20 protein-coding genes and 1 tRNA gene are annotated in these 18,648 nt (G+C 60.3%); all 21 read right to left on the reverse strand.

Features of this window, described 5'->3' with window-relative positions:
- Window positions 1-28: 28 nt before the first annotated feature.
- The 21 genes from nuoL to BLT98_RS07040 all read right to left on the reverse strand — a co-directional run bounded on the left by nuoL (window position 29) and on the right by BLT98_RS07040 (window position 18,642).
- Window positions 29-2,128: an NADH-quinone oxidoreductase subunit L gene (nuoL, locus tag BLT98_RS06940; protein WP_092606118.1), complete on the reverse strand. Its 2,100-nt coding sequence runs from the start codon at window positions 2,126-2,128 to the stop codon at window positions 29-31.
- A 46-nt stretch (window positions 2,129-2,174) separates the two neighbouring features.
- A complete protein-coding gene (nuoK, locus tag BLT98_RS06945; RefSeq protein WP_010399724.1) occupies window positions 2,175-2,483 on the reverse strand; it encodes an NADH-quinone oxidoreductase subunit NuoK in 309 nt (102 codons plus the stop codon).
- Window positions 2,480-3,112 carry an NADH-quinone oxidoreductase subunit J gene (locus BLT98_RS06950; RefSeq protein WP_034779507.1) on the reverse strand — a complete coding sequence of 211 codons (633 nt, stop codon included), beginning with the start codon at window positions 3,110-3,112 and terminating at the stop codon, window positions 2,480-2,482. The genes nuoK and BLT98_RS06950 overlap by 4 nt, the downstream gene beginning before the upstream one ends.
- 66 nt (window positions 3,113-3,178) lie before the next feature.
- A complete protein-coding gene (gene nuoI / locus BLT98_RS06955) occupies window positions 3,179-3,667 on the reverse strand; it encodes an NADH-quinone oxidoreductase subunit NuoI (protein ID WP_010399726.1) in 489 nt (162 codons plus the stop codon).
- 14 nt (window positions 3,668-3,681) lie between these two features.
- Complete coding sequence (gene nuoH, locus BLT98_RS06960; RefSeq protein WP_070224109.1) at window positions 3,682-4,764, reverse strand: NADH-quinone oxidoreductase subunit NuoH; 1,083 nt, start codon at window positions 4,762-4,764, stop codon at window positions 3,682-3,684.
- Complete coding sequence (gene nuoG / locus BLT98_RS06965) at window positions 4,764-7,097, reverse strand: NADH-quinone oxidoreductase subunit NuoG (RefSeq protein WP_092606120.1); 2,334 nt, start codon at window positions 7,095-7,097, stop codon at window positions 4,764-4,766. Before nuoG ends, nuoH begins: the two co-directional genes overlap by 1 nt.
- A gap of 22 nt (window positions 7,098-7,119) precedes the next feature.
- Complete coding sequence (gene nuoF / locus BLT98_RS06970; RefSeq protein WP_010399729.1) at window positions 7,120-8,415, reverse strand: NADH-quinone oxidoreductase subunit NuoF; 1,296 nt, start codon at window positions 8,413-8,415, stop codon at window positions 7,120-7,122.
- Window positions 8,412-8,891 (reverse strand): NADH-quinone oxidoreductase subunit NuoE, encoded by a 480-nt coding sequence (gene nuoE, locus BLT98_RS06975; protein WP_034779513.1) that lies wholly within the window; start codon window positions 8,889-8,891, stop codon window positions 8,412-8,414. The genes nuoF and nuoE overlap by 4 nt, the downstream gene beginning before the upstream one ends.
- A 12-nt stretch (window positions 8,892-8,903) precedes the next feature.
- Window positions 8,904-10,157: an NADH-quinone oxidoreductase subunit D gene (locus BLT98_RS06980; RefSeq protein WP_034749992.1), complete on the reverse strand. Its 1,254-nt coding sequence runs from the start codon at window positions 10,155-10,157 to the stop codon at window positions 8,904-8,906.
- Complete coding sequence (locus BLT98_RS06985) at window positions 10,157-10,750, reverse strand: NADH-quinone oxidoreductase subunit C (protein ID WP_092606122.1); 594 nt, start codon at window positions 10,748-10,750, stop codon at window positions 10,157-10,159. The genes BLT98_RS06980 and BLT98_RS06985 overlap by 1 nt, the downstream gene beginning before the upstream one ends.
- A 17-nt stretch (window positions 10,751-10,767) precedes the next feature.
- Window positions 10,768-11,244, reverse strand: a complete 477-nt coding sequence (locus tag BLT98_RS06990; protein ID WP_010399733.1) for a NuoB/complex I 20 kDa subunit family protein — start codon at window positions 11,242-11,244, stop codon at window positions 10,768-10,770.
- Between the two features lie 3 nt (window positions 11,245-11,247).
- Complete coding sequence (locus tag BLT98_RS06995) at window positions 11,248-11,607, reverse strand: NADH-quinone oxidoreductase subunit A (protein ID WP_010399734.1); 360 nt, start codon at window positions 11,605-11,607, stop codon at window positions 11,248-11,250.
- A 177-nt stretch (window positions 11,608-11,784) separates the two neighbouring features.
- A tRNA-Leu gene (locus tag BLT98_RS07000) sits at window positions 11,785-11,869 on the reverse strand.
- 191 nt (window positions 11,870-12,060) lie between these two features.
- The gene (gene secG, locus BLT98_RS07005; RefSeq protein ID WP_070255615.1) at window positions 12,061-12,471 is read right to left on the reverse strand and encodes a preprotein translocase subunit SecG; all 411 of its coding nucleotides are present in this window, start codon (window positions 12,469-12,471) and stop codon (window positions 12,061-12,063) included.
- Window positions 12,472-12,499: 28 nt separating this feature from the next.
- The gene (tpiA, locus tag BLT98_RS07010; protein WP_092606124.1) at window positions 12,500-13,249 is read right to left on the reverse strand and encodes a triose-phosphate isomerase; all 750 of its coding nucleotides are present in this window, start codon (window positions 13,247-13,249) and stop codon (window positions 12,500-12,502) included.
- 72 nt (window positions 13,250-13,321) lie between these two features.
- On the reverse strand, window positions 13,322-14,302 hold the full coding sequence (locus tag BLT98_RS07015; protein WP_092606126.1) for an NAD(P)H-quinone oxidoreductase: 981 nt from the start codon (window positions 14,300-14,302) through the stop codon (window positions 13,322-13,324).
- 71 nt (window positions 14,303-14,373) lie between these two features.
- Window positions 14,374-14,982, reverse strand: coding sequence for a tetratricopeptide repeat protein (locus BLT98_RS07020; RefSeq protein WP_070255624.1), 609 nt, complete (start codon window positions 14,980-14,982; stop codon window positions 14,374-14,376).
- Window positions 14,983-15,045: 63 nt separating this feature from the next.
- A complete protein-coding gene (locus tag BLT98_RS07025) occupies window positions 15,046-15,807 on the reverse strand; it encodes a GIN domain-containing protein (protein ID WP_070282256.1) in 762 nt (253 codons plus the stop codon).
- A gap of 109 nt (window positions 15,808-15,916) precedes the next feature.
- On the reverse strand, window positions 15,917-16,126 hold the full coding sequence (locus tag BLT98_RS07030) for a hypothetical protein (protein WP_092606128.1): 210 nt from the start codon (window positions 16,124-16,126) through the stop codon (window positions 15,917-15,919).
- Window positions 16,127-16,277: 151 nt separating this feature from the next.
- On the reverse strand, window positions 16,278-18,221 hold the full coding sequence (locus tag BLT98_RS07035; protein WP_170846312.1) for a methyl-accepting chemotaxis protein: 1,944 nt from the start codon (window positions 18,219-18,221) through the stop codon (window positions 16,278-16,280).
- A 121-nt stretch (window positions 18,222-18,342) separates the two neighbouring features.
- The gene (locus BLT98_RS07040) at window positions 18,343-18,642 is read right to left on the reverse strand and encodes a hypothetical protein (protein WP_211614836.1); all 300 of its coding nucleotides are present in this window, start codon (window positions 18,640-18,642) and stop codon (window positions 18,343-18,345) included.
- Window positions 18,643-18,648: the final 6 nt, after the last annotated feature.

Raw genomic sequence — 18,648 nt, forward strand, 5'->3', positions numbered from 1 at the left:
GTTCTCAGTATTCTTTTATCAGGTCAGCTTACTTAGCGGGCCAGAATGGCAGGAAATAGATCAGGAAGCCCAGCACGCCCAGGATCATCACGAATGCATAGTGATAGATGTAGCCGGTCTGCAGCACTCGCGACAGCGAGGACAGCCAGGCGACGACCTTGGCGCTACCGTTGACCAGCAGGCCATCGATCAGCTTCTTGTCACCGAAGTTCCACAGGCCATTACCCAGCAAGCGGGCACCGCCGGCGAACACGACTTCATTGAACTTGTCCATGTAGTACTTGTTGTCCAGCAGGGTGTGGATCGCGTGGAACTTGGCAAAGAACCAGGCCGGTACACGCGGGTTGACCATGTAGCAGTAGTAGGCTGCCACCACGCCGGACAATGCCAGCCAGAACGGTGCCGTCGACAGGCCGTGGATCGCCATCGCCATTGCGCCGTGGAATTCATGCGACAACTCTTCCATTGCTGGATGGTTTTCGCCCACAAAAATCACGCCCTTGAAGAAATCGCCATGCAGCATCGGGCCGATCGTCAGGTAGCCGATGATCAGCGACGGGATCGCCAGCATCACCAGCGGGAACCATACGACGAATGGGGACTCGTGCGGCTTCTGGCCAGGTTCCAGACCGTGGTGCGCGTGGTCGTCTTCCTCTTCTTCGTGGTGGTCGTCATGCGCATCGCCGTGCGCGCCATGGGCCGCTTTCGGTGCGTGATGGTCGTCATGGCCATGCGCATGCGCTTGGCCGAAACGTTCCTTGCCATGGAAGACGAGGAAATACATGCGGAACGAGTAGAAGGCGGTAACAAACACGCCAGCCAGCACGGCGAACTGGGCAAAGCCAGCACCCCAGATGTGCGTCGCTTCGACGGCTTCGATGATGCTGTCTTTCGAGTAGAAACCGGAGAACAGCGGCGTGCCGATCAGGGCCAGCGAACCGATCAGGGAAGTGATCCAGGTGATTGGCATGTACTTGCGCAGGCCGCCCATGTTGCGGATATCCTGGTCGTGGTGCATGCCGATGATGACGGAACCGGCGCCCAGGAACAGCAGTGCCTTGAAGAATGCGTGCGTCATCAGGTGGAACACGGCCACGGAATACGCGGACGAACCCAGCGCCACGGTCATGTAACCGAGCTGCGACAGCGTCGAGTAAGCGACGACGCGCTTGATGTCGTTCTGGATGATGCCCAGAAAGCCCATGAACAGCGCCGTGATGGAGCCGATCACCAGGATGAAGGACAGTGCCGTGTCGGACAGTTCGAACAGCGGCGACATGCGCGAGACCATGAAGATACCGGCCGTCACCATCGTCGCGGCGTGGATCAGTGCCGAAATCGGGGTAGGACCTTCCATCGAGTCAGGCAGCCACACGTGCAGCGGGAACTGCGCCGATTTACCCATCGCGCCGATGAACAGGCAGATGCAGGCAACGGTCAGCAGGGCCCAGTCGGTACCTGGCAAGCTCAACAGCGCCAGTTCGTCTTTCTTGGCAAACACTTCCTGATAGTTCATGGTGCCGGCGTAGGCCAGCAGCAGGCCGATGCCCAGGATGAAGCCGAAGTCGCCCACGCGGTTGACGAGGAAAGCCTTCATGTTGGCCACGATGGCCGTCGGACGCTGGTACCAGAAACCGATCAGCAGGTAGGAAACCAGGCCCACGGCTTCCCAACCGAAGAACAGTTGCAGGAAGTTGTTGGCCATGACCAGCATCAGCATCGAGAACGTGAACAGCGAGATGTAGGCGAAGAAGCGGTTGTAGCCTTCGTCGTCCTTCATGTAGCCGATCGTGTAGATGTGCACCATCAGGGAGACGAAGGTGACCACGCACATCATCATCGCCGACAGCGAATCGATCTGGAAGCCCACTTCCATCTTCAGGGTGCCGATCGTCATCCAGTTATAGATCGTGCCATTGAATGTCGCGCCATCCATCACTGCCAGCAGTGTCTGCACGGACAGGATGAACGCAATCAGTACGCCCAGGATCGTCGCGGTATGCGACGTCTTGCGTCCGACCAAATTACCCAGGAACTGGGTGCCAAGCAAACCTGCAATCGCGGCACCGGCCAGCGGCGCCAGCGGTACGGCAAGAAGGAGGTTAGGGTTGAGGAGTTGCCCCGCCATGATGAACCTTAATCGTTATTATTCGAGAGATCGAGTCTGAAAAACATCAGCCTTTGAGGCTGTCCAGGTCTTCGACGTTGATGGTATCCAGATTACGGAACATCACCACCAGAATAGCCAGACCGATAGCCGACTCAGCGGCGGCAACCGTCAGGATGAAGAAAACGAAGATCTGACCGGCCGCGTCGCCCATGAAATGGGAGAACGCGATGAAATTCATATTCACCGCCAGCAGCATCAATTCGATTGCCATCAGCAATACGATGATGTTCTTGCGGTTCAGGAAAATACCGACGATCGAGATTGCGAACAGGATCGCGCCCAGGACCAGAAAATGTGTGAGCGATAATGTCATGGTGCCTCCTTAACTTCCGGCTCAGCCGCAGGACGCTCGACGACCGCGTCCATCTTGATGATCTTCAGGCGGTCGTTGCGCTTGACGCGCACGGCATCGCCTGGAGCAAAGTGCTTGGTGTCCTTGCGTTTGCGCAGGGTCAGTGCAACCGCGGCAACGATGGCCACCAGCAGCACGACGGCAGCGATCTCGAAGGCGAACACATATTTCGTGTAGATCAGCAGGCCCAGTTCCTTGGTGCCGCCCAGGTTGACGTTGACCGGAGCGATGCTAGGCGCAAAGTTGCGGAAACCGTGCCACAGGACAGCGGCCATTTCCAGCACGATGATCACGCCCACCGTCACGGACAGTGGCAGATAGCCCCAGAAACCTTCGCGCATGCGGTCGATATTGATATCGAGCATCATGACCACGAAGAGGAACAGCACCATCACGGCGCCGACATACACCAATACCAGCACGATGGCCAGGAATTCAGCTTGCAGCAGCATCCAGATGCCCGCTGCGGAAAAGAAGGACAGTACCAGGAACAGTACTGCGTGGACCGGATTACGGGCCGTGATGACGCGCGTCGCTGCCAGAATCAAGATCAGCGCGAAGGCGTAAAACAAAATTGTTTTAAAGTCCATAAAAAACCCAATAGACGTACAGATGAACGAGGGGCGCGCCGCAGCTGGTCAGCTGCGGCGCATCCATCAGCGATAAGGTGCGTCGGCGGCGCGCGCAGCGGCGATGTCATTTTCATAACGATCACCCACGGCCAGCAACATCTCTTTCGTGTAATACAAATCCCCGCGTTTCTCGCCGTGGTATTCCAGGATTTGCGTCTCGACGATCGAATCGACCGGGCAGGACTCTTCGCAGAAACCGCAGAAGATGCACTTGGTCAAGTCAATATCGTAACGCGTGGTGCGGCGCGAGCCGTCGTCACGCTGTTCCGATTCGATCGTGATGGCCATCGCCGGGCAAACCGCTTCGCACAGTTTGCAGGCGATGCAACGTTCCTCGCCGTTCGGGTAGCGGCGCAGCGCGTGCAAGCCACGGAAACGCGGCGAGATCGGTGTCTTCTCTTCCGGGAATTGCACCGTGATCTTGCGCGAAAACATGTACTTGCCTGTCAACGCCATGCCCTTGATCAGCTCGCCTAACAAGAGGCTGCTGAAGAAATCTTTTACCTTATCCATTCGTATGCACTCTCTTACTTCCAAATATTCCAGGATGTCTGCATCCAGGCAGCGACGAAGACCAGGTAGACCAGCGTCAACGGGATAAACACTTTCCAGCCGAGGCGCATGATCTGGTCATAACGGTAGCGTGGGAAAGTACCGCGCACCCAGATGAACACCGACACGATGAAGAAGGTCTTGGCGAACAGCCAGAAGAAGCCGCCGAAACCACCCCAGAACTCAAGGAAAGCAAATGGTGCGGACCATCCACCGAGGAACATGATCGAAGCCAGCGCGCCGATCAGGATCATGTTGGCGTATTCGGCCAGCATGAACATGGCGTAGGCCATGCCCGAATATTCAACCATGTGGCCGGCCACGATTTCCGACTCGCCTTCGACAACGTCGAACGGGTGACGGTTGGCTTCAGCCAGGCCCGACACCAGGTAGATGACGAACATCGGCAGCAGCGGCAACCAGTTCCACGACATGAAGTTCACGCCCTTGTCGGCGAAGAAGCCGATTTGCTGGCCGCCGACGATGTCGATGAAGTTCAGGCTGCCCGAGACCATCAGCACGATGACCATCACGAAGCCCATCGGGATTTCATACGAAATCATCTGTGCCGAAGCGCGCATGGCGCCCATGAACGAGTACTTCGAGTTCGAGGCCCAGCCGGCGATGATGATGCCGTAGACTTCCATCGAGGTAATCGCCAGCAGCATCAGCAAGCCTGCGTTGACGTTGGCCAGCACGGCTTGCGGGCCGAACGGCACGACCGACCAGGCGGCCAGGGCCGGCATGATGGTCATGATCGGGCCGATCACGAACAGGCCCTTGGCGGCCTTGGACGGGATGATGATCTCTTTGAACAAGAGTTTCAGCGCATCGGCGATCGGCTGCAGCAAGCCCAGCGGACCCACGCGGTTCGGGCCGACGCGGATCTGGATCCAGCCGATCAGCTTGCGTTCCCACAAGGTCAGGTAGGCAACCAGGCCCATCAGCGGCAGCAGCACGCACAGGATCTTGATCAGGGTCCAGAAGAACGGCCACGAGCCGCCCAGCAAATCCTGGCCGCTGCTGTTGATGACGTTTACAAATTCAGGCAGAGCCATCAGATTTTCCCCTCTGCTGTTTCAACTGTGATGTCACCGAACATGCCGCCCAGGCTAGCCGTCGAGGCATGTGCCGCCGACACTTTGACCACATTGGCTGGCAGGCCGGCATGGAGTGCAGCCACCAGGATGGCGCTGCCGGAGCCTTGCGCCACTTTGACCTTGTCGCCCGCCTTGATGCCCAGCTTGTCAGCCAGCGCCAGGGACAGGTGCGCTTGCGGTGCGGCGCCATCGACCGTGCGCAGCAGCGGTTCGGAGCGGCGCACGAGCGCGTCGGCGAAGTAGATCGGCACGTCGGCGATGCGTTGCAGCGCAGGCGAAGCCGGTGCGTAGCTTGCCGCTTCCGGCGCGTTCTTGGCGATGTTGTTCAGCTGTGCCGACAGATCGGTCACGCCGGTGCCAAACGCTTCGTCGCGGATCGCTTCGGAAGTGTCGTAGTCGAAACCGGCCAGGCCCAGGATGTTGCCCAGGACGCGCAGCACTTTCCAGGCTGGACGAGTTTCCGCCAGCGGTTTCACGGTGCCGTTGAAGCTTTGCGCGCGACCTTCGCAGTTGACGAAGGTACCCGAGGTTTCAGCGAACGGAGCGATCGGCAGCAAGACATCGGCGTAATCCATGCCGTGCTTGAAGGCCGACATCGCCACGACCATGTCGGCGCCATCCAGGGCGGCGCGGGCCGCTTGCGGGTTGGCAGCGTCGAGTTCCGGCTCGGCGTGCAGCAGCACGTAGGCTTTCTTCGGCGCGGCAAAGGCAGCTTGCACATTGGCGCGCGGCTTGGCGACCAGGTGCGCGCCAACCGTGTTGGCCGCTTCCGTCAGGTAGCCGAGCTTGGCGCCCGTCTGTTCGGCGATCCATTGCGCGGCAGCATGCAGTTGCGACGCTTGCGGGTGTTGCGTTGCCGCGTTACCCAGCAGCACGGCGCCGTGGTCGCCAGCCATCAGGCTGGCGGCAATCGCAACGGCCACGTCCGAAGCGGTCACCGCTTCAAAACCGGCTGGCGCGGCGATTTCTTTGGCTTTGGCAACGGCGACGACCACTTCCGACAAGGCCGCCAGCCAATCACTAGGCGCGACGATCATCTTGTTGGCGATGGTGATCAATTGATCATCGTCGGAGGCGTGCAGGATCGACAGCTTGGCGCCGCCCTTGACGGACGCGCGCAAACGCGTGGCCAGCAATGGGTGGTCCTTGCGCAGGAACGAGCCGATGACGAAGGCGCGCTTGATCTGGCCAAATTCGTTGATCGGCATACCCAGCCATGGCTTGACGCCGGCGTCCAGCGCGAAGTCGGTCTGGCGCAGGCGGAAGTCGACGTTCTCGGAACCGAGACCGTTGACCACTTTTTGCAGCAGTACCAACTCTTCGACGGTCGAATGCGGCGTTGCCAGCGCGGCGATGGCGTCAGCGCCATGCTCGTGCTTGATGTTTTTCAGGCCGTGCGCCACGTATTCCAGCGCCGTTTGCCAATCGACTTCTTTCCACTCGTTGCCTTGTTTCAGCATCGGGGACGTCAGGCGTTCGGCGCTGTCCAGCGCTTCGTACGAGAAACGGTCCTTGTCCGAGATCCAGCACTCGTTGACGGCTTCGTTTTCCAGAGGCAATACGCGCTTGACCTTGCCAGCTTTCACTTGCACGATCAGGTTCGCGCCCAGGCCGTCATGCGGGCTGACCGATTTGCGGCGCGACAGTTCCCACGTACGGGCGCTGTAGCGGAACGGCTTCGAGGTCAGTGCGCCGACCGGGCACAGGTCGATCATGTTGCCCGACAGTTCGGAGTCGACCGTCTGGCCGACGAAGGACACGATTTCCGAGTGTTCGCCGCGGCCGATCATGCCCAGCTCCATCACGCCGGCCACTTCCTGGCCAAAGCGTACGCAGCGGGTGCACTGGATGCAGCGCGACATTTCTTGCATGGACACCAGCGGACCGGCTTCCTTCGGCTGCACGACGCGCTTGTCTTCCTTGTAGCGCGATTCGCTCTTGCCGTAACCCACGGCCAAGTCTTGCAACTGGCATTCGCCGCCCTGATCGCAGATCGGGCAATCGAGCGGGTGGTTAATCAGCAAGAATTCCATGACCGACTTTTGCGCCTGCACAGCTTTATCGCTGGCGGAGCGCACGATCATGCCGGCACTGACCGGGGTCGCACAAGCGGGCAAAGGCTTGGGCGCCTTTTCCACTTCGACCAGGCACATGCGGCAGTTCGCTGCGATCGACAATTTCTTGTGATAGCAGAAGTGCGGAATGTAGGTTCCCAATTTGTTGGCGGCGTCCATCACCATGCTACCAGCAGGGACTTCGACTTTTTTGCCGTCTATTTCGATTTCAACCATGGTGATCGTTACCTGACGCAGCTTAGATATATGCGGGCACTAAGCAATGCTTGTGCTCGATATGATATTCAAATTCTTCACGGAAATTCTTAATGAAGGCCCGTACCGGCATGGCAGCCGCATCGCCCAGCGCGCAAATGGTGCGGCCCTGGATGTTGTCGGCGATCGAGTTGAGCATGTCCAGGTCGTCTGGACGACCCTGCCCCTGCTCGATGCGGTGCACCATGCGGTACATCCAGCCTGTGCCTTCACGGCAAGGCGTACACTGGCCGCACGATTCTTCAAAGTAGAAGTAGGACAGGCGTTCCAGCGCCTTTACCATGCAGCGTGTTTCGTCCATCACGATGACGGCGCCCGAACCCAACATCGAACCGGCTTTCGCGATCGAGTCGTAGTCCAGGTCGGTCTGCATCATGATGTCGCCGCGGATCACCGGAGCGGACGAGCCGCCAGGGATCACGGCCTTGATCTTTTTGCCACCGCGCATGCCGCCTGCCAGTTCCAGCAGGGTCGCAAACGGGGTGCCGAGCGGCACTTCATAGTTGCCCGGTTTTTCCACGTCGCCCGAGATCGAGAAGATCTTCGAGCCGCCATTGTTCGGCTTGCCCATCGCCAGGTATTTCTCTGGACCGATGTTCAGCACGAAAGGCACGGCCGCGAACGTTTCCGTGTTGTTGATCGTCGTCGGCTTGCCGTACAGGCCAAACGAGGCAGGGAAAGGCGGCTTGAAGCGCGGCTGGCCTTTCTTGCCTTCCAGCGACTCCAGCAGGGCCGTTTCTTCGCCGCAGATGTAGGCGCCATAACCATGGTGCGCATGCAACTGGAACGAGAACTCGCTGCCCATGATCTTGTCGCCCAGGAAACCGGCGGCGCGCGCCTCTTCCAGCGCTTCTTCGAAACGCAGGTATTCCTGGAAGATCTCGCCGTGAATGTAGTTGTAACCCACGGTGATGCCCATCGCGTAAGCGCCAATGGCCATGCCTTCGATCAGGGCATGGGGATTGTAACGAATGATGTCGCGGTCCTTGAAAGTGCCCGGTTCGCCTTCATCTGTATTGCAGACGAGGTATTTTTGACCCGGGAACTGGCGCGGCATGAAGCTCCACTTCAAGCCGGTAGGGAAACCCGCGCCGCCACGGCCGCGCAAGGACGAAGCCTTGAGGTCGGCGATGATCTGTTCCGGCGTGATTTTCTCTTCCAGGATACGCCGCAGGGCACTGTAGCCGCCGCGGTTCACATAATCTTGCAAATGCCAGTTCTTGCCATCCAGATCCTTCAGGATCAATGGATCGATATGGCGGTTGTGGAGTGACGTCATTTCTTGAGTTCCTCCAGCATGGCGTCGATCTTCTCGTTCGACATCCAGCTGCACATGGTTTTATTGCTGACCAGCAAGACAGGCGCATCGCCGCACGCACCCATGCACTCGCCTTCAACCAGGGTGAACTGGCCGTCAGGGGTGGTTTCGCGGAAATCGATACCCAGCTTCTGCTTCAGGTAGTCTGCAGCGCGCACGCCGCCCGACAGGGCGCATGGCAGGTTGGTGCACACGGTGATCTTGTGCTTGCCCACGGGTTTCACGTTGTACATATTGTAGAACGTGGCCACTTCCTGCACGGCAATCGCCGGCATGCCGATGTAATCGGCCAGTTCCTTCATGGTTTCCGGTGCCAGCCAGCCCAGTTCATCCTGGGCATGGGCCAGCGCGGCCATGACGGCGGATTGACGCTGGTCGGCCGGATACTTGGCCAACTCACGGTCAATTTTCTTATAGCATTGCTCTGATAACAACATACTTTTTGCCTCTTAGCGGTCAATACTGCCGAACACGATATCTTGCGTCCCGATGATGGTCACGGCGTCGGCAAGCATGTGCCCACGCGCCATTTCGTCGAGCGACTGCAAGTGGGCGTAGTCTGGCGCGCGCAGTTTCATGCGGTACGGCTTGTTGGCGCCATCGGACACCAGGTACACGCCGAACTCGCCCTTCGGATGTTCCACGGCGCTGTAGGCCTCGCCTGGCGGCACGTGGAAACCTTCCGTAAACAGCTTGAAGTGGTGAATCAGCGATTCCATGTTGGTCTTCATGTCGACACGGCCCGGAGGCGCCACCTTGCGGTTGCTGGTCATGACAGGACCTTCATTGTTGCGCAGCCACTCCACGCATTGCTTGATGATGCGGTTCGACTGGCGCAGCTCTTCCACGCGGACCAGGTAGCGGTCGTAGCAATCGCCGTTGGTGCCGATAGGAATGTCGAAATCCATCAGGTCGTACACTTCGTACGGCTGTTTCTTGCGCAAATCCCACTGCACGCCCGAGCCGCGCAGCATGGCGCCCGTAAAGCCCATGGCCAGCGCATCTTCCGGCGAGACCACGCCGATGCCGACGGTACGCTGTTTCCAGATACGGTTGTCGGTCAACAAGGTTTCGTACTCGTCCACAGAGTTCGGGAAGCGGCGCGCGAAGTCTTCGATGAAGTCCAGCAGGGAACCCTGGCGGTTTTCATTCAGCTTGCCGATGGCCTTGGCGTTGCGGATGATCGACGCCTTGTGCTGCGGCATCGCGTCCGGCAGGTCGCGGTATACGCCGCCCGGACGGTAGTAGGCCGCGTGCATGCGCGCGCCCGACACTGCCTCGTAGGCGTCGAACAAGTCTTCGCGGTCGCGGAAGCAATACAGGAACGGACCCATGGCGCCAACGTCCAGCGCGTGGGTGCCGAGCCACATCAGGTGATTCAGGATGCGCGTCATCTCGTCGAACATGACGCGGATGTATTGCGCGCGCAGCGGCACTTCCAGGCCCAGCATCTTTTCGATGGCCATCACGTACGCATGTTCATTGCACATCATCGACACATAGTCGAGACGATCCATGTACGGCACGGATTGCAGGTAGGTCTTCTGTTCGGCCAGCTTTTCGGTGGCGCGGTGCAGCAGGCCGATATGCGGGTCGGCGCGCTGGATGACTTCGCCATCCATCTCCAGCACCAGGCGCAGCACACCGTGCGCGGCCGGATGCTGCGGCCCAAAGTTCAGGGTGTAGTTCTTAATCTCAGCCATTATTTCATCCCGTAATGTTCTTCGCGGATCACGCGCGGCACGTTTTCCCGCGGCTCGATCGTCACGGGCTGGTAAATCACGCGCTTTTGTTCCGGATCGTAGCGCATCTCGACATAGCCGGAGACGGGGAAATCCTTGCGGAACGGATGGCCGATGAAACCGTAGTCGGTCAGCAGGCGGCGCAAGTCGTTGTGGCCTTCGAAGAGGATGCCCAGCAGGTCGAATGCTTCGCGCTCGTACCAGTTGACGGCACGCCAGATGCCCACCACGGAAGGCAGCAGCGGCATGTCGTCGTCCGGTGCGAACACGCGCACGCGCACGCGCCAGTTGTGCTTGACCGACAGCAAGTGCGACACGGCCGCGAAACGCAGGCCACCCCAGCTACCGTCGCCATAGGTCGAGTAGTCGACGCCGCACAGGTCGAGCAGCTGCTCGAAATGCAGGGTCGGATCGTCGCGCAAGGTCTGCATCACGGCCAGGTAGTCCTCGGCCTTGACGACCAGGGTGACTTCGCCCAGCGCAACCGTCGTGCTAACGCGATCGCCCAAGGCAGTGCCGAGGGCGTTTTGCAATACTTCTAAATGTGTTGTCATAATCTGAAGCGGCCCCGTTAGCGTGCGATCGTGCTGGTACGCTTGATCTTGTTCTGCAACTGCATGATGCCGTACAGCAAGGCTTCAGCGGTCGGAGGACAGCCAGGCACATACACGTCGACGGGCACGATGCGGTCGCAACCGCGCACCACGGAATAGGAGTAATGGTAGTACCCGCCGCCATTGGCGCAGGAACCCATCGAGATGACCCAGCGTGGCTCTGCCATCTGGTCGTAGACCTTGCGCAGGGCCGGCGCCATCTTGTTGCACAGGGTGCCGGCAACGATCATGACGTCGGACTGACGCGGCGACGGACGAAACACGACGCCGAAACGGTCCATATCGTAGCGGGCTGCGCCCACATGCATCATTTCGACCGCACAGCAGGCCAGACCGAACGTCATCGGGAACATAGACCCGGTGCGCGCCCAGTTGATCAGCTTGTCGGCCGAGGTGGTGATGAAACCTTCGCTTAATACGCCTTCAATAGCCATGGCTTATTCCCAGTCAAGGGCACCTTTCTTCCAAATGTACCAAAATCCGACCACGAATTCAGCGATGAACACCATCATCGTGACGAAACCGGCCCAGCCCAGGTCGCGCATTGCAACGCCCCATGGGAAAAAGAATGCCGTTTCCAGATCGAACAAAATAAACAGGATTGCGACCAGATAGTAGCGCACATCAAATTTCATGCGCGCGTCTTCGAATGCTTCAAAGCCACATTCGTACGGGGAGAGTTTTGCTGCGTCAGGCTTGTTAGGACCTAACAGGCGCCCCAGGAGCTGGGGAGCGATACCGACACCAAGGCCGATAATAATGAACAGCAGGACGGGGAAGTAATTTTCGAGGTTCACGATTGATGAGCTTATATTGAACGATCGGTTAAATGAGGACGCTGCGATCATTTGCAGCGTATCTAACGCACGACCCCAATCAAAGCTAAGACCAGGATCGAACGACACATCCTCGTAAAAAAAGCCAGCAACTTTGTACGAGCCATGGCTCGTGCGCCGTTGCTGGCTTCTGATTTCTGGTGCCGACGACGAGACTCGAACTCGTACAGCTTTCGCCACTACCCCCTCAAGATAGCGTGTCTACCAATTTCACCACGTCGGCGGTAAGGCCCGTATTCTACTCTGCTTTGCCGCTAAAGTTAATGCATAAATGCATCAAAACACAGATAAAAACGATAAATTTTTACATCTTCCAGCGCGTCACGATTTTTTCCTGCCGCACTGCTAAAACATTGAGCAATAATCTGCCCGTAATGAGAATTACTCTCGATGAGGTATCGAGTTAATACAGAATTACTTCGGAATCGCGCCGGCCGGGGTGCTGGCAACCGGTGCCGCCGCCGCTGGAGCGCTGGCCGCTGGTGCCGCAGGGGCTGCTGGCACCGTCGTCGGGATCGCGCCCGCGCCGGTGACCGGCACTGGCTTGACGACTTTATCCATCACGCCGCCGCCGACCGTGGTGGCGCGCTGATTGGCCATCAGCGACAGAGCCAGGGTGGCGCCGAAGAAGATCGCGGCGGCAACACCCGTCGATTTCGACATGAAGTTCGACGAACCCGTCGCACCGAACAGGCTGCCCGAGGCGCCCGAACCGAAGGCGGCGCCCATGTCGGCGCCCTTGCCGTGCTGCAGCAACACCAGCGCGATAATCGACAATGCCGAAATAACCTGTACTACCACTACCAGATTGAACATCATGTTCATTGCAATTCCATTCTTAGTTTAAATTAATTCAATCAGCGGCGTGAATAATTGCCAGGAAATCCGCCGCCTTCAATGCTGCTCCACCGATCAGACCGCCATCGATATCCGGCATCGCCATCAATTCTTTTGCGTTCTCCGGCTTCATGCTGCCGCCGTACAGGATTTGCACGCCGGCGGCCGCTACCGCATTCTTTGCCGCCAGCTGGCCGCGCAATACCTGATGCACGTCCTGCGCCATTTGCGGCGTGGCGGTCTTGCCCGTGCCGATGGCCCAGACTGGCTCATAGGCCAGTACCAGTTTCGCCACGTCGTCGGCGGAAATCGCCGCCAGCACGGCGCCCAGCTGCTGCGCCACCACGGCATTGGTCTGGCCCGCTTCGCGCTGCGCCAGCGTTTCGCCGATGCAGACGATAGGCGTGATACCTGCCGCCAGCGCGGCAACCGTCTTGGCCGCCACCTGCGCATCGCTCTCGCCATGGTAGGCGCGGCGCTCGGAATGCCCGATCACCACGTAGCCGCAGCCAAAATCCTGCAGCATGGCGACCGAGATTTCTCCCGTGTAGGCGCCGCCGGCATGCGCGGACACATCCTGCGCACCCCAGCCAAGAGCCGTGCCTGCCAATTGCGCCTGGCACTGCGCCAGATACGGCGCAGGCACACAGACGGCGCTGGCGGCGCCAGAGGCAGCCAGGCCAGCAACTATTTCAGACAATAACACCGCGTTCGAGGTGCGACTGCCGTTCATTTTCCAATTTCCGACGACGAGTTTGCGACGCATAGTAGCCTAAATTCTAATAACCCGTCATTCTAACTCCGGCACCGATGCCGGTCAAACAGGCAGTGCCCCGTTTCAGGCAACTTGCAACATGATCTTGCCCACGTGCGTGCTCGCCTCCATCAAGGCATGCGCCTCGCTGGCCTTTTCCAATGGGAAAGTTTGATAGATCACGGGCTTGATCTTGCCTGCTTCGATCAGCGGCCAGACGGTCGCGCGCAGGTGGTTGGCGATGGCCGCCTTGAAGGCGACCGAACGGGGACGCAAGGTGGAACCCGTCACCGTCAGGCGGCGGCGCAGCAAGCTACCCAGGTCCAGTTCCGCCTTGGTGCCGCCCTGCACGGCGATCAGGCCGATGCGGCCATCGTCGGCCAGGCAATCGATTTCGCGCGGCAGGTAGTCGCCGCCCACCATGTCGAGGATGACATCGACGCCCTTGCCCTCAGTCAATTCCTTGACGACGGCAACGAAATCTTCCGTGCGGTAATTGATGCCCCGTTCGGCACCCAGGGCCTCGCAGGCGCGCGCCTTCTCGTCGCTGCCCGCCGTGGCAAACACGCGGTGACCGAGCGCGGCAGCCAGCTGGATGGCCGTCACGCCGATGCCGGACGTGCCGCCCTGCACCAATAACGTTTCGCCATCGGCCAGCGCGCAGCGGTCGAAGACATTGCTCCAGACGGTAAAGAAATTTTCCGGCAGGGACGCGCCTTCCAGCGCCGTCAAGCCTTTCGGCAAGGGCAGGCACTGGCCGGCGGGCGCGGCACAGTATTCGGCATAGCCACCGCCCTGCACCAGTGCGCAGACCAGGTCGCCTTTCTTGAATGCGGTGCTGGTGAAATCGCCATCGACGACCTCGCCCGCCACTTCCAGGCCCGGCAAGTCCGACGCGCCGGCTGGCGGCGCGTATTTGCCCAGGCGCTGCAGCACGTCGGGACGGTTGATGCCGGCCGCGTGCACCTTGATCAGCAGTTCGCCCGCCTTATATTGCGGCATGGGACGTTCGGCGATCTGCAAAACGTCGGCGGGACCTGGCTGGCTGATGGCAACTGCACGCATGGCGGAACTCTTTCAAGGGAAAACGGCGATTGTACGCCAAGCCGCCAGCCCTTGCAGAGCACCACCTCCCCTCAAGCGCCGCCCGTCTTCGACTGGCGCGGCAATGGCGTACCCGGCTTCCATTTTGCCGACAGGGCCTGCCCTTCTTCGACTTGCTCATGCGTCATCTTGCGCACCACGGCGGCGCGCTGGTCGGCCGCATTCGCGTTGCCATTCGCGGCCGCCAGGTTCCACAGCATGTAGGCGATGACATTATCCTGCTGCACACCGCCCATGTGGTAACGGTACATCAGGCCCAGCACCTGCTGTGCCTCGGCATGGTTCTGCTCGGCCGCCTTGCGGAACCAGCCGACGGCCTGCTTATGGTCTTGCAGCACGGCGTTGCCCGTGTAATACATGGCGCCCACCACATACTGGGCATCGGCCTTGCCCTGCTCGGCCGCCTTGCGGTGCCAGAACATGGCTTGCTTGTAATCCTGCGGCAAGCCCCGTCCCATGTAATACATCAAGCCCAGCAAGTGCTGGGCATCGGCGCTACCGGTTTTAGCCAGTGGCAATATTTCCTTGTAGGCCAGCGCGTAATTCTTGTTGTTGTAGGCGCTGGCGCCTTCGGCGAAGCCAGCCCGCGCGGGTAGCTGTATCGTCAACAGCATGAGTAATGTAATGATCAGTTTTTTCATCGGAATGGGATGTGGTCTGACTACTTATTCTTGTCCTGCCAAAAGGCCTGCGGCAGGATGCTTTTACTTCCAGCTAACTTTGCCCAGGCCTTCGACGCTGACATCGCGGTTGACCGGCTTGCCGTACACCACCACCGAACCGAGCCCGCTCAAGTTCAGCTTGGCATTCGTATGGGCATTCACCGTGGCGTTGCCGAGGCCGCTCAATTCCAGGTTGACGGCGTCCGCTTCAAACTGCTGCGCATTCAGGCTGCCCAGGCCACCCAGGCTGGCTTTCAGGAGCCGCCCGCGTCCGCCCAGCATCACCGAGCCGGCGCCCTGCAAGTCCAGCTCGGCCCGCTCATTGTTACCTATCCATATCTGCATGCTGCCCACGCCGCCCAGGCTGGCATTGAGCTTGCGGTAATCGCCCACCAGCTTGATGCTGCCCGCCCCTTCCAGCGACAGGGTCAGTTCCTCGCCCTTGAAACCCGTGATGTCCGTGCTGCCAAAACCTTCCGAGCTCAGTTCGCGCAAATTCGGCAAGACCAGGTCGGCTCGGATCGAGGAAGGGCCGATCTTGAAGCCGCGCACTTCCGTTTCGATGTGCAGGGTATCGCCGCTTTGCGCCGTGCTGACATCGGCGATATAGCGCTTGTCGGCCGTGATGCTCAGCGAAGGCACGTTGCCCTGGCGAATGCGCACTTCCATCACGCCATCGAGCTTGACGCGCACCACGCGGGCGTCGACGTTGCGCATTTCCAGCAAGCGGGTCTCGGCGGCCGCGCCGCGCACCAGGCCCAAAGTCGCCAGGAACAGCAGCGCCAGTTGCAGTGTCTTTTTCATGTAATGCATCCTCGGTATCTTGTTTTTATGTGCCGCGGCGCCCTCGTGGAGCTCCCGCGCATTGCCACTGGCTACCACTGTAGCAGCAGCAAAAATTGCTGACAATCAATTATGCGAAACGGGCTTTTTCGGCGGCGTTCAGGCGCTTGGCCTTGACGACCACCACGTGCATGGCAGTCTTGCCCGCTGGCACGGCCAGGGTGGCGGTGGAGCTGGCCACTTGCAGGGCCGGGGCGGCCGGGGCGATGGCGTAGCAGCTGGCGCTGATCAGGATGGCGGCGGCAACGGCAATGACTTCCATGTTTTTAGCGACGTTCATGTTGTTCTCCTCGGGTGTCTGGCAGTGGGCTTGCGGTATGTGATCACTATAGCCATACCGCTCCCGGCAGACACGCCGATTGCGACGAACTGCGCTTTTGGCAGGCTGGCCTGACAAAAACGCGGATAAACGTCGATTTACTGCTGCGCGCTTAAAACTCTTCCCACTCGTCGGCGCCGGACTTGGCCGCCTTGACGGGCCTGGCCGGCGACAGCGCGCGGGCCGGCGCGCGCGGCGCAGGAGCAACAGGCTTGGCCTTGAGGCGCGTCACGGGCGCCGGTGCCGCAGCAGGCGCATCGCCCAGGCGGAACATGCCGACGGCTTGCGCCAGGTCCACGGCCTGCTCCTGCAGGCTTTCCGCGGCGGCGGCCGCCTGCTCGACAAGGGCCGCGTTTTGCTGCGTCATGGTATCCATGTGCGTGACGGCCGTATTGATTTCACCGATGCCGGCGCTCTGTTCGCGGCTGGCCACCGTGATCTCGCTCATGATGGTGGTCAATTGCTGCACCGACGCCACCACCTGATCCATGGTCTGGCCCGCTTCATCGACGAGGCGGCCGCCGGCATCAACTTTTTCCACCGAGTCGCCGATCAATTCCTTGATTTCCTTGGCCGCGCCAGCGGAGCGTTGCGCCAGGTTGCGCACTTCGGACGCCACCACGGCAAAGCCCCTGCCCTGCTCGCCCGCGCGCGCCGCCTCGACGGCCGCGTTCAGGGCCAGGATATTCGTCTGGAAGGCGATGCCGTCGATCACGCCGATGATGTCGACGATCTTGCGCGAGCTTTCCTGGATGCCGGCCATGGTGCCGACCACTTGCTGCACCACGCGGCCGCCCTTGGCCGCCACTTCCGAGGCGGATACGGCCAGTTCATTGGCCGCATGCGCGTTTTCCGCATTCTGCTTGACGGTCGATGTCAGCTCATCCATCGAACTGGCCGTTTCTTCCAGCGCGCCCGCCTGCGCTTCCGTGCGCGAGGACAGGTCGGCATTGCCGGCGGCAATATCGGCCGATTCGCTGCGCACCAGGGTGCTGATGCTGCGGATCTGCACCAGCACGGTGGCGATCTTTTCGACAAACAAGTTAAACGCCTTGGCGATCTGCGCCAGCTCATCCGAGCCTTCCGCGTCGAGGCGGCTGGTCAGGTCGCCGTCGCCCGTGGCGATCGCTTCCATCGCATCGCGCACCAGGCCCAGGCGGCGCAGCGCGCGCGCCACCAGCGCGCTCAATACCGTGGCGGCCAGGGCCAGCACCAGCAAGGCCGTCAAGGCCGAGGCGCGCAGCATGGAAGTCAATGCTTGCGTCGCTTCTGCGCGGTCGAGCACGGTCGCCAACAGCCAGTCGCTGCCCGGCACCTTACTTACATGCAAGATGCCGTCACGCTCGCCCAGGCGAATGGCGGCGCCATCGCCGCTCTTTTCAATGTCGGCCAGCGCCTGCGCACTGAGGCCCGGATCGAGCTCGGCCAGCGGCTTCAAGGTCAGCTTGCCGTCCGGGTGGGCGATGATCTTGCCGCCGCCATCGACGAGGAAGGCATAGCTGGACGCCGTCGGCTTGATCGATGCGACGTTTTGCACCACGGCATCCATCATCACGTCGGCCGCCAGCACGCCCGTCACGCTGCCCTTGCCGCCCAGCGGCTCGGCAAACGTCACCACCAGCTTGCCCGTGCTGGCGCCGATATACGGCGCCGTAATGACGGGGCCGCCCGCTTCGGACGCCAGCTTGTACCAGGGCCGCGCCGTGGGATCGTAGTCGGCGGCGCGCTTGCGCTCCTGGGAGAAGACGGCGTGCTTGTCGGCAAAGCCGATATACGCCATGTCGAAGGTGCCCGCCTGCTCGGCCGCCTTCAGCGCCGGCAGCGGATCAGCCGCCGTGGCGCCCTGCTTGAGCGAACCGACGACGGCTTGCTTGGAACGCAGCCATTCGGCGATGGCCGCGGCATGGCTGTGCGACAACTGCAGCATTTGCGTGTCGAGCGCGGCCAGGGTGCTTGAGCGCGTAGTGAAGAAATTGGCGATGGCAACGGCCAGCATGGCCAGCACGACGATGGAAACGGCGATGGCGATCAGCCGCGCCTTAAGGGAGGACAACATGGTGCATCCAATAAAAAAGAGAAAATCGGGAGGGATGCGCCATGGTCGATGAATAAGATTTTGTCGTCAAGCAATACTGACAGTCAATTACCCATAAACAACAATTGATACCATATATTAATTACAGCTCGCCGCGCAGCTTGCGCAAGGCCGGCGATTCGCCACCGGTCGCTTCGATGCGGAACCGGGCAAATGCCTGCTCCAGTTCAGGGTACTGGCGCAAGCCGCCTTCCGTAAAGTAACGCCCGCCGGGGATGTCGCCCCACGGCAGCGGCGCGCTCAAGGCCCCGCTGCCAGCCAAGGCCAGCAGCGGCTCCAGCGCGCTGCGCAGGTCGGCCACTTCCCCATCGGTAGGCGCCAGCCGGGCCAGCAATTGCTCCAGTTCGGCGGCATGGGCTTGCAAACGCTGTTGATCCATCATCTCTCC

The sequence above is a fragment of the Janthinobacterium sp. YR213 genome (assembly GCF_900099875.1).
In the GTDB taxonomy this organism is placed as follows: domain Bacteria; phylum Pseudomonadota; class Gammaproteobacteria; order Burkholderiales; family Burkholderiaceae_D; genus Janthinobacterium; species Janthinobacterium lividum.

Coding starts and splice junctions, on each gene's coding strand:
- nuoL (WP_092606118.1), bottom strand. CDS start 2,128: ATGGCGGGGCAACTCCTCAACCCTAACCTCCTTCTTGCCGTACCGCTG.
- nuoK (WP_010399724.1), bottom strand. CDS start 2,483: ATGACATTATCGCTCACACATTTTCTGGTCCTGGGCGCGATCCTGTTC.
- BLT98_RS06950 (WP_034779507.1), bottom strand. CDS start 3,112: ATGGACTTTAAAACAATTTTGTTTTACGCCTTCGCGCTGATCTTGATT.
- nuoI (WP_010399726.1), bottom strand. CDS start 3,667: ATGGATAAGGTAAAAGATTTCTTCAGCAGCCTCTTGTTAGGCGAGCTG.
- nuoH (WP_070224109.1), bottom strand. CDS start 4,764: ATGGCTCTGCCTGAATTTGTAAACGTCATCAACAGCAGCGGCCAGGAT.
- nuoG (WP_092606120.1), bottom strand. CDS start 7,097: ATGGTTGAAATCGAAATAGACGGCAAAAAAGTCGAAGTCCCTGCTGGT.
- nuoF (WP_010399729.1), bottom strand. CDS start 8,415: ATGACGTCACTCCACAACCGCCATATCGATCCATTGATCCTGAAGGAT.
- nuoE (WP_034779513.1), bottom strand. CDS start 8,891: ATGTTGTTATCAGAGCAATGCTATAAGAAAATTGACCGTGAGTTGGCC.
- BLT98_RS06980 (WP_034749992.1), bottom strand. CDS start 10,157: ATGGCTGAGATTAAGAACTACACCCTGAACTTTGGGCCGCAGCATCCG.
- BLT98_RS06985 (WP_092606122.1), bottom strand. CDS start 10,750: ATGACAACACATTTAGAAGTATTGCAAAACGCCCTCGGCACTGCCTTG.
- BLT98_RS06990 (WP_010399733.1), bottom strand. CDS start 11,244: ATGGCTATTGAAGGCGTATTAAGCGAAGGTTTCATCACCACCTCGGCC.
- secG (WP_070255615.1), bottom strand. CDS start 12,471: ATGAACATGATGTTCAATCTGGTAGTGGTAGTACAGGTTATTTCGGCA.
- tpiA (WP_092606124.1), bottom strand. CDS start 13,249: ATGCGTCGCAAACTCGTCGTCGGAAATTGGAAAATGAACGGCAGTCGC.
- BLT98_RS07015 (WP_092606126.1), bottom strand. CDS start 14,302: ATGCGTGCAGTTGCCATCAGCCAGCCAGGTCCCGCCGACGTTTTGCAG.
- BLT98_RS07020 (WP_070255624.1), bottom strand. CDS start 14,982: ATGAAAAAACTGATCATTACATTACTCATGCTGTTGACGATACAGCTA.
- BLT98_RS07025 (WP_070282256.1), bottom strand. CDS start 15,807: ATGAAAAAGACACTGCAACTGGCGCTGCTGTTCCTGGCGACTTTGGGC.
- BLT98_RS07030 (WP_092606128.1), bottom strand. CDS start 16,126: ATGAACGTCGCTAAAAACATGGAAGTCATTGCCGTTGCCGCCGCCATC.
- BLT98_RS07035 (WP_170846312.1), bottom strand. CDS start 18,221: ATGTTGTCCTCCCTTAAGGCGCGGCTGATCGCCATCGCCGTTTCCATC.
- BLT98_RS07040 (WP_211614836.1), bottom strand. CDS start 18,642: ATGATGGATCAACAGCGTTTGCAAGCCCATGCCGCCGAACTGGAGCAA.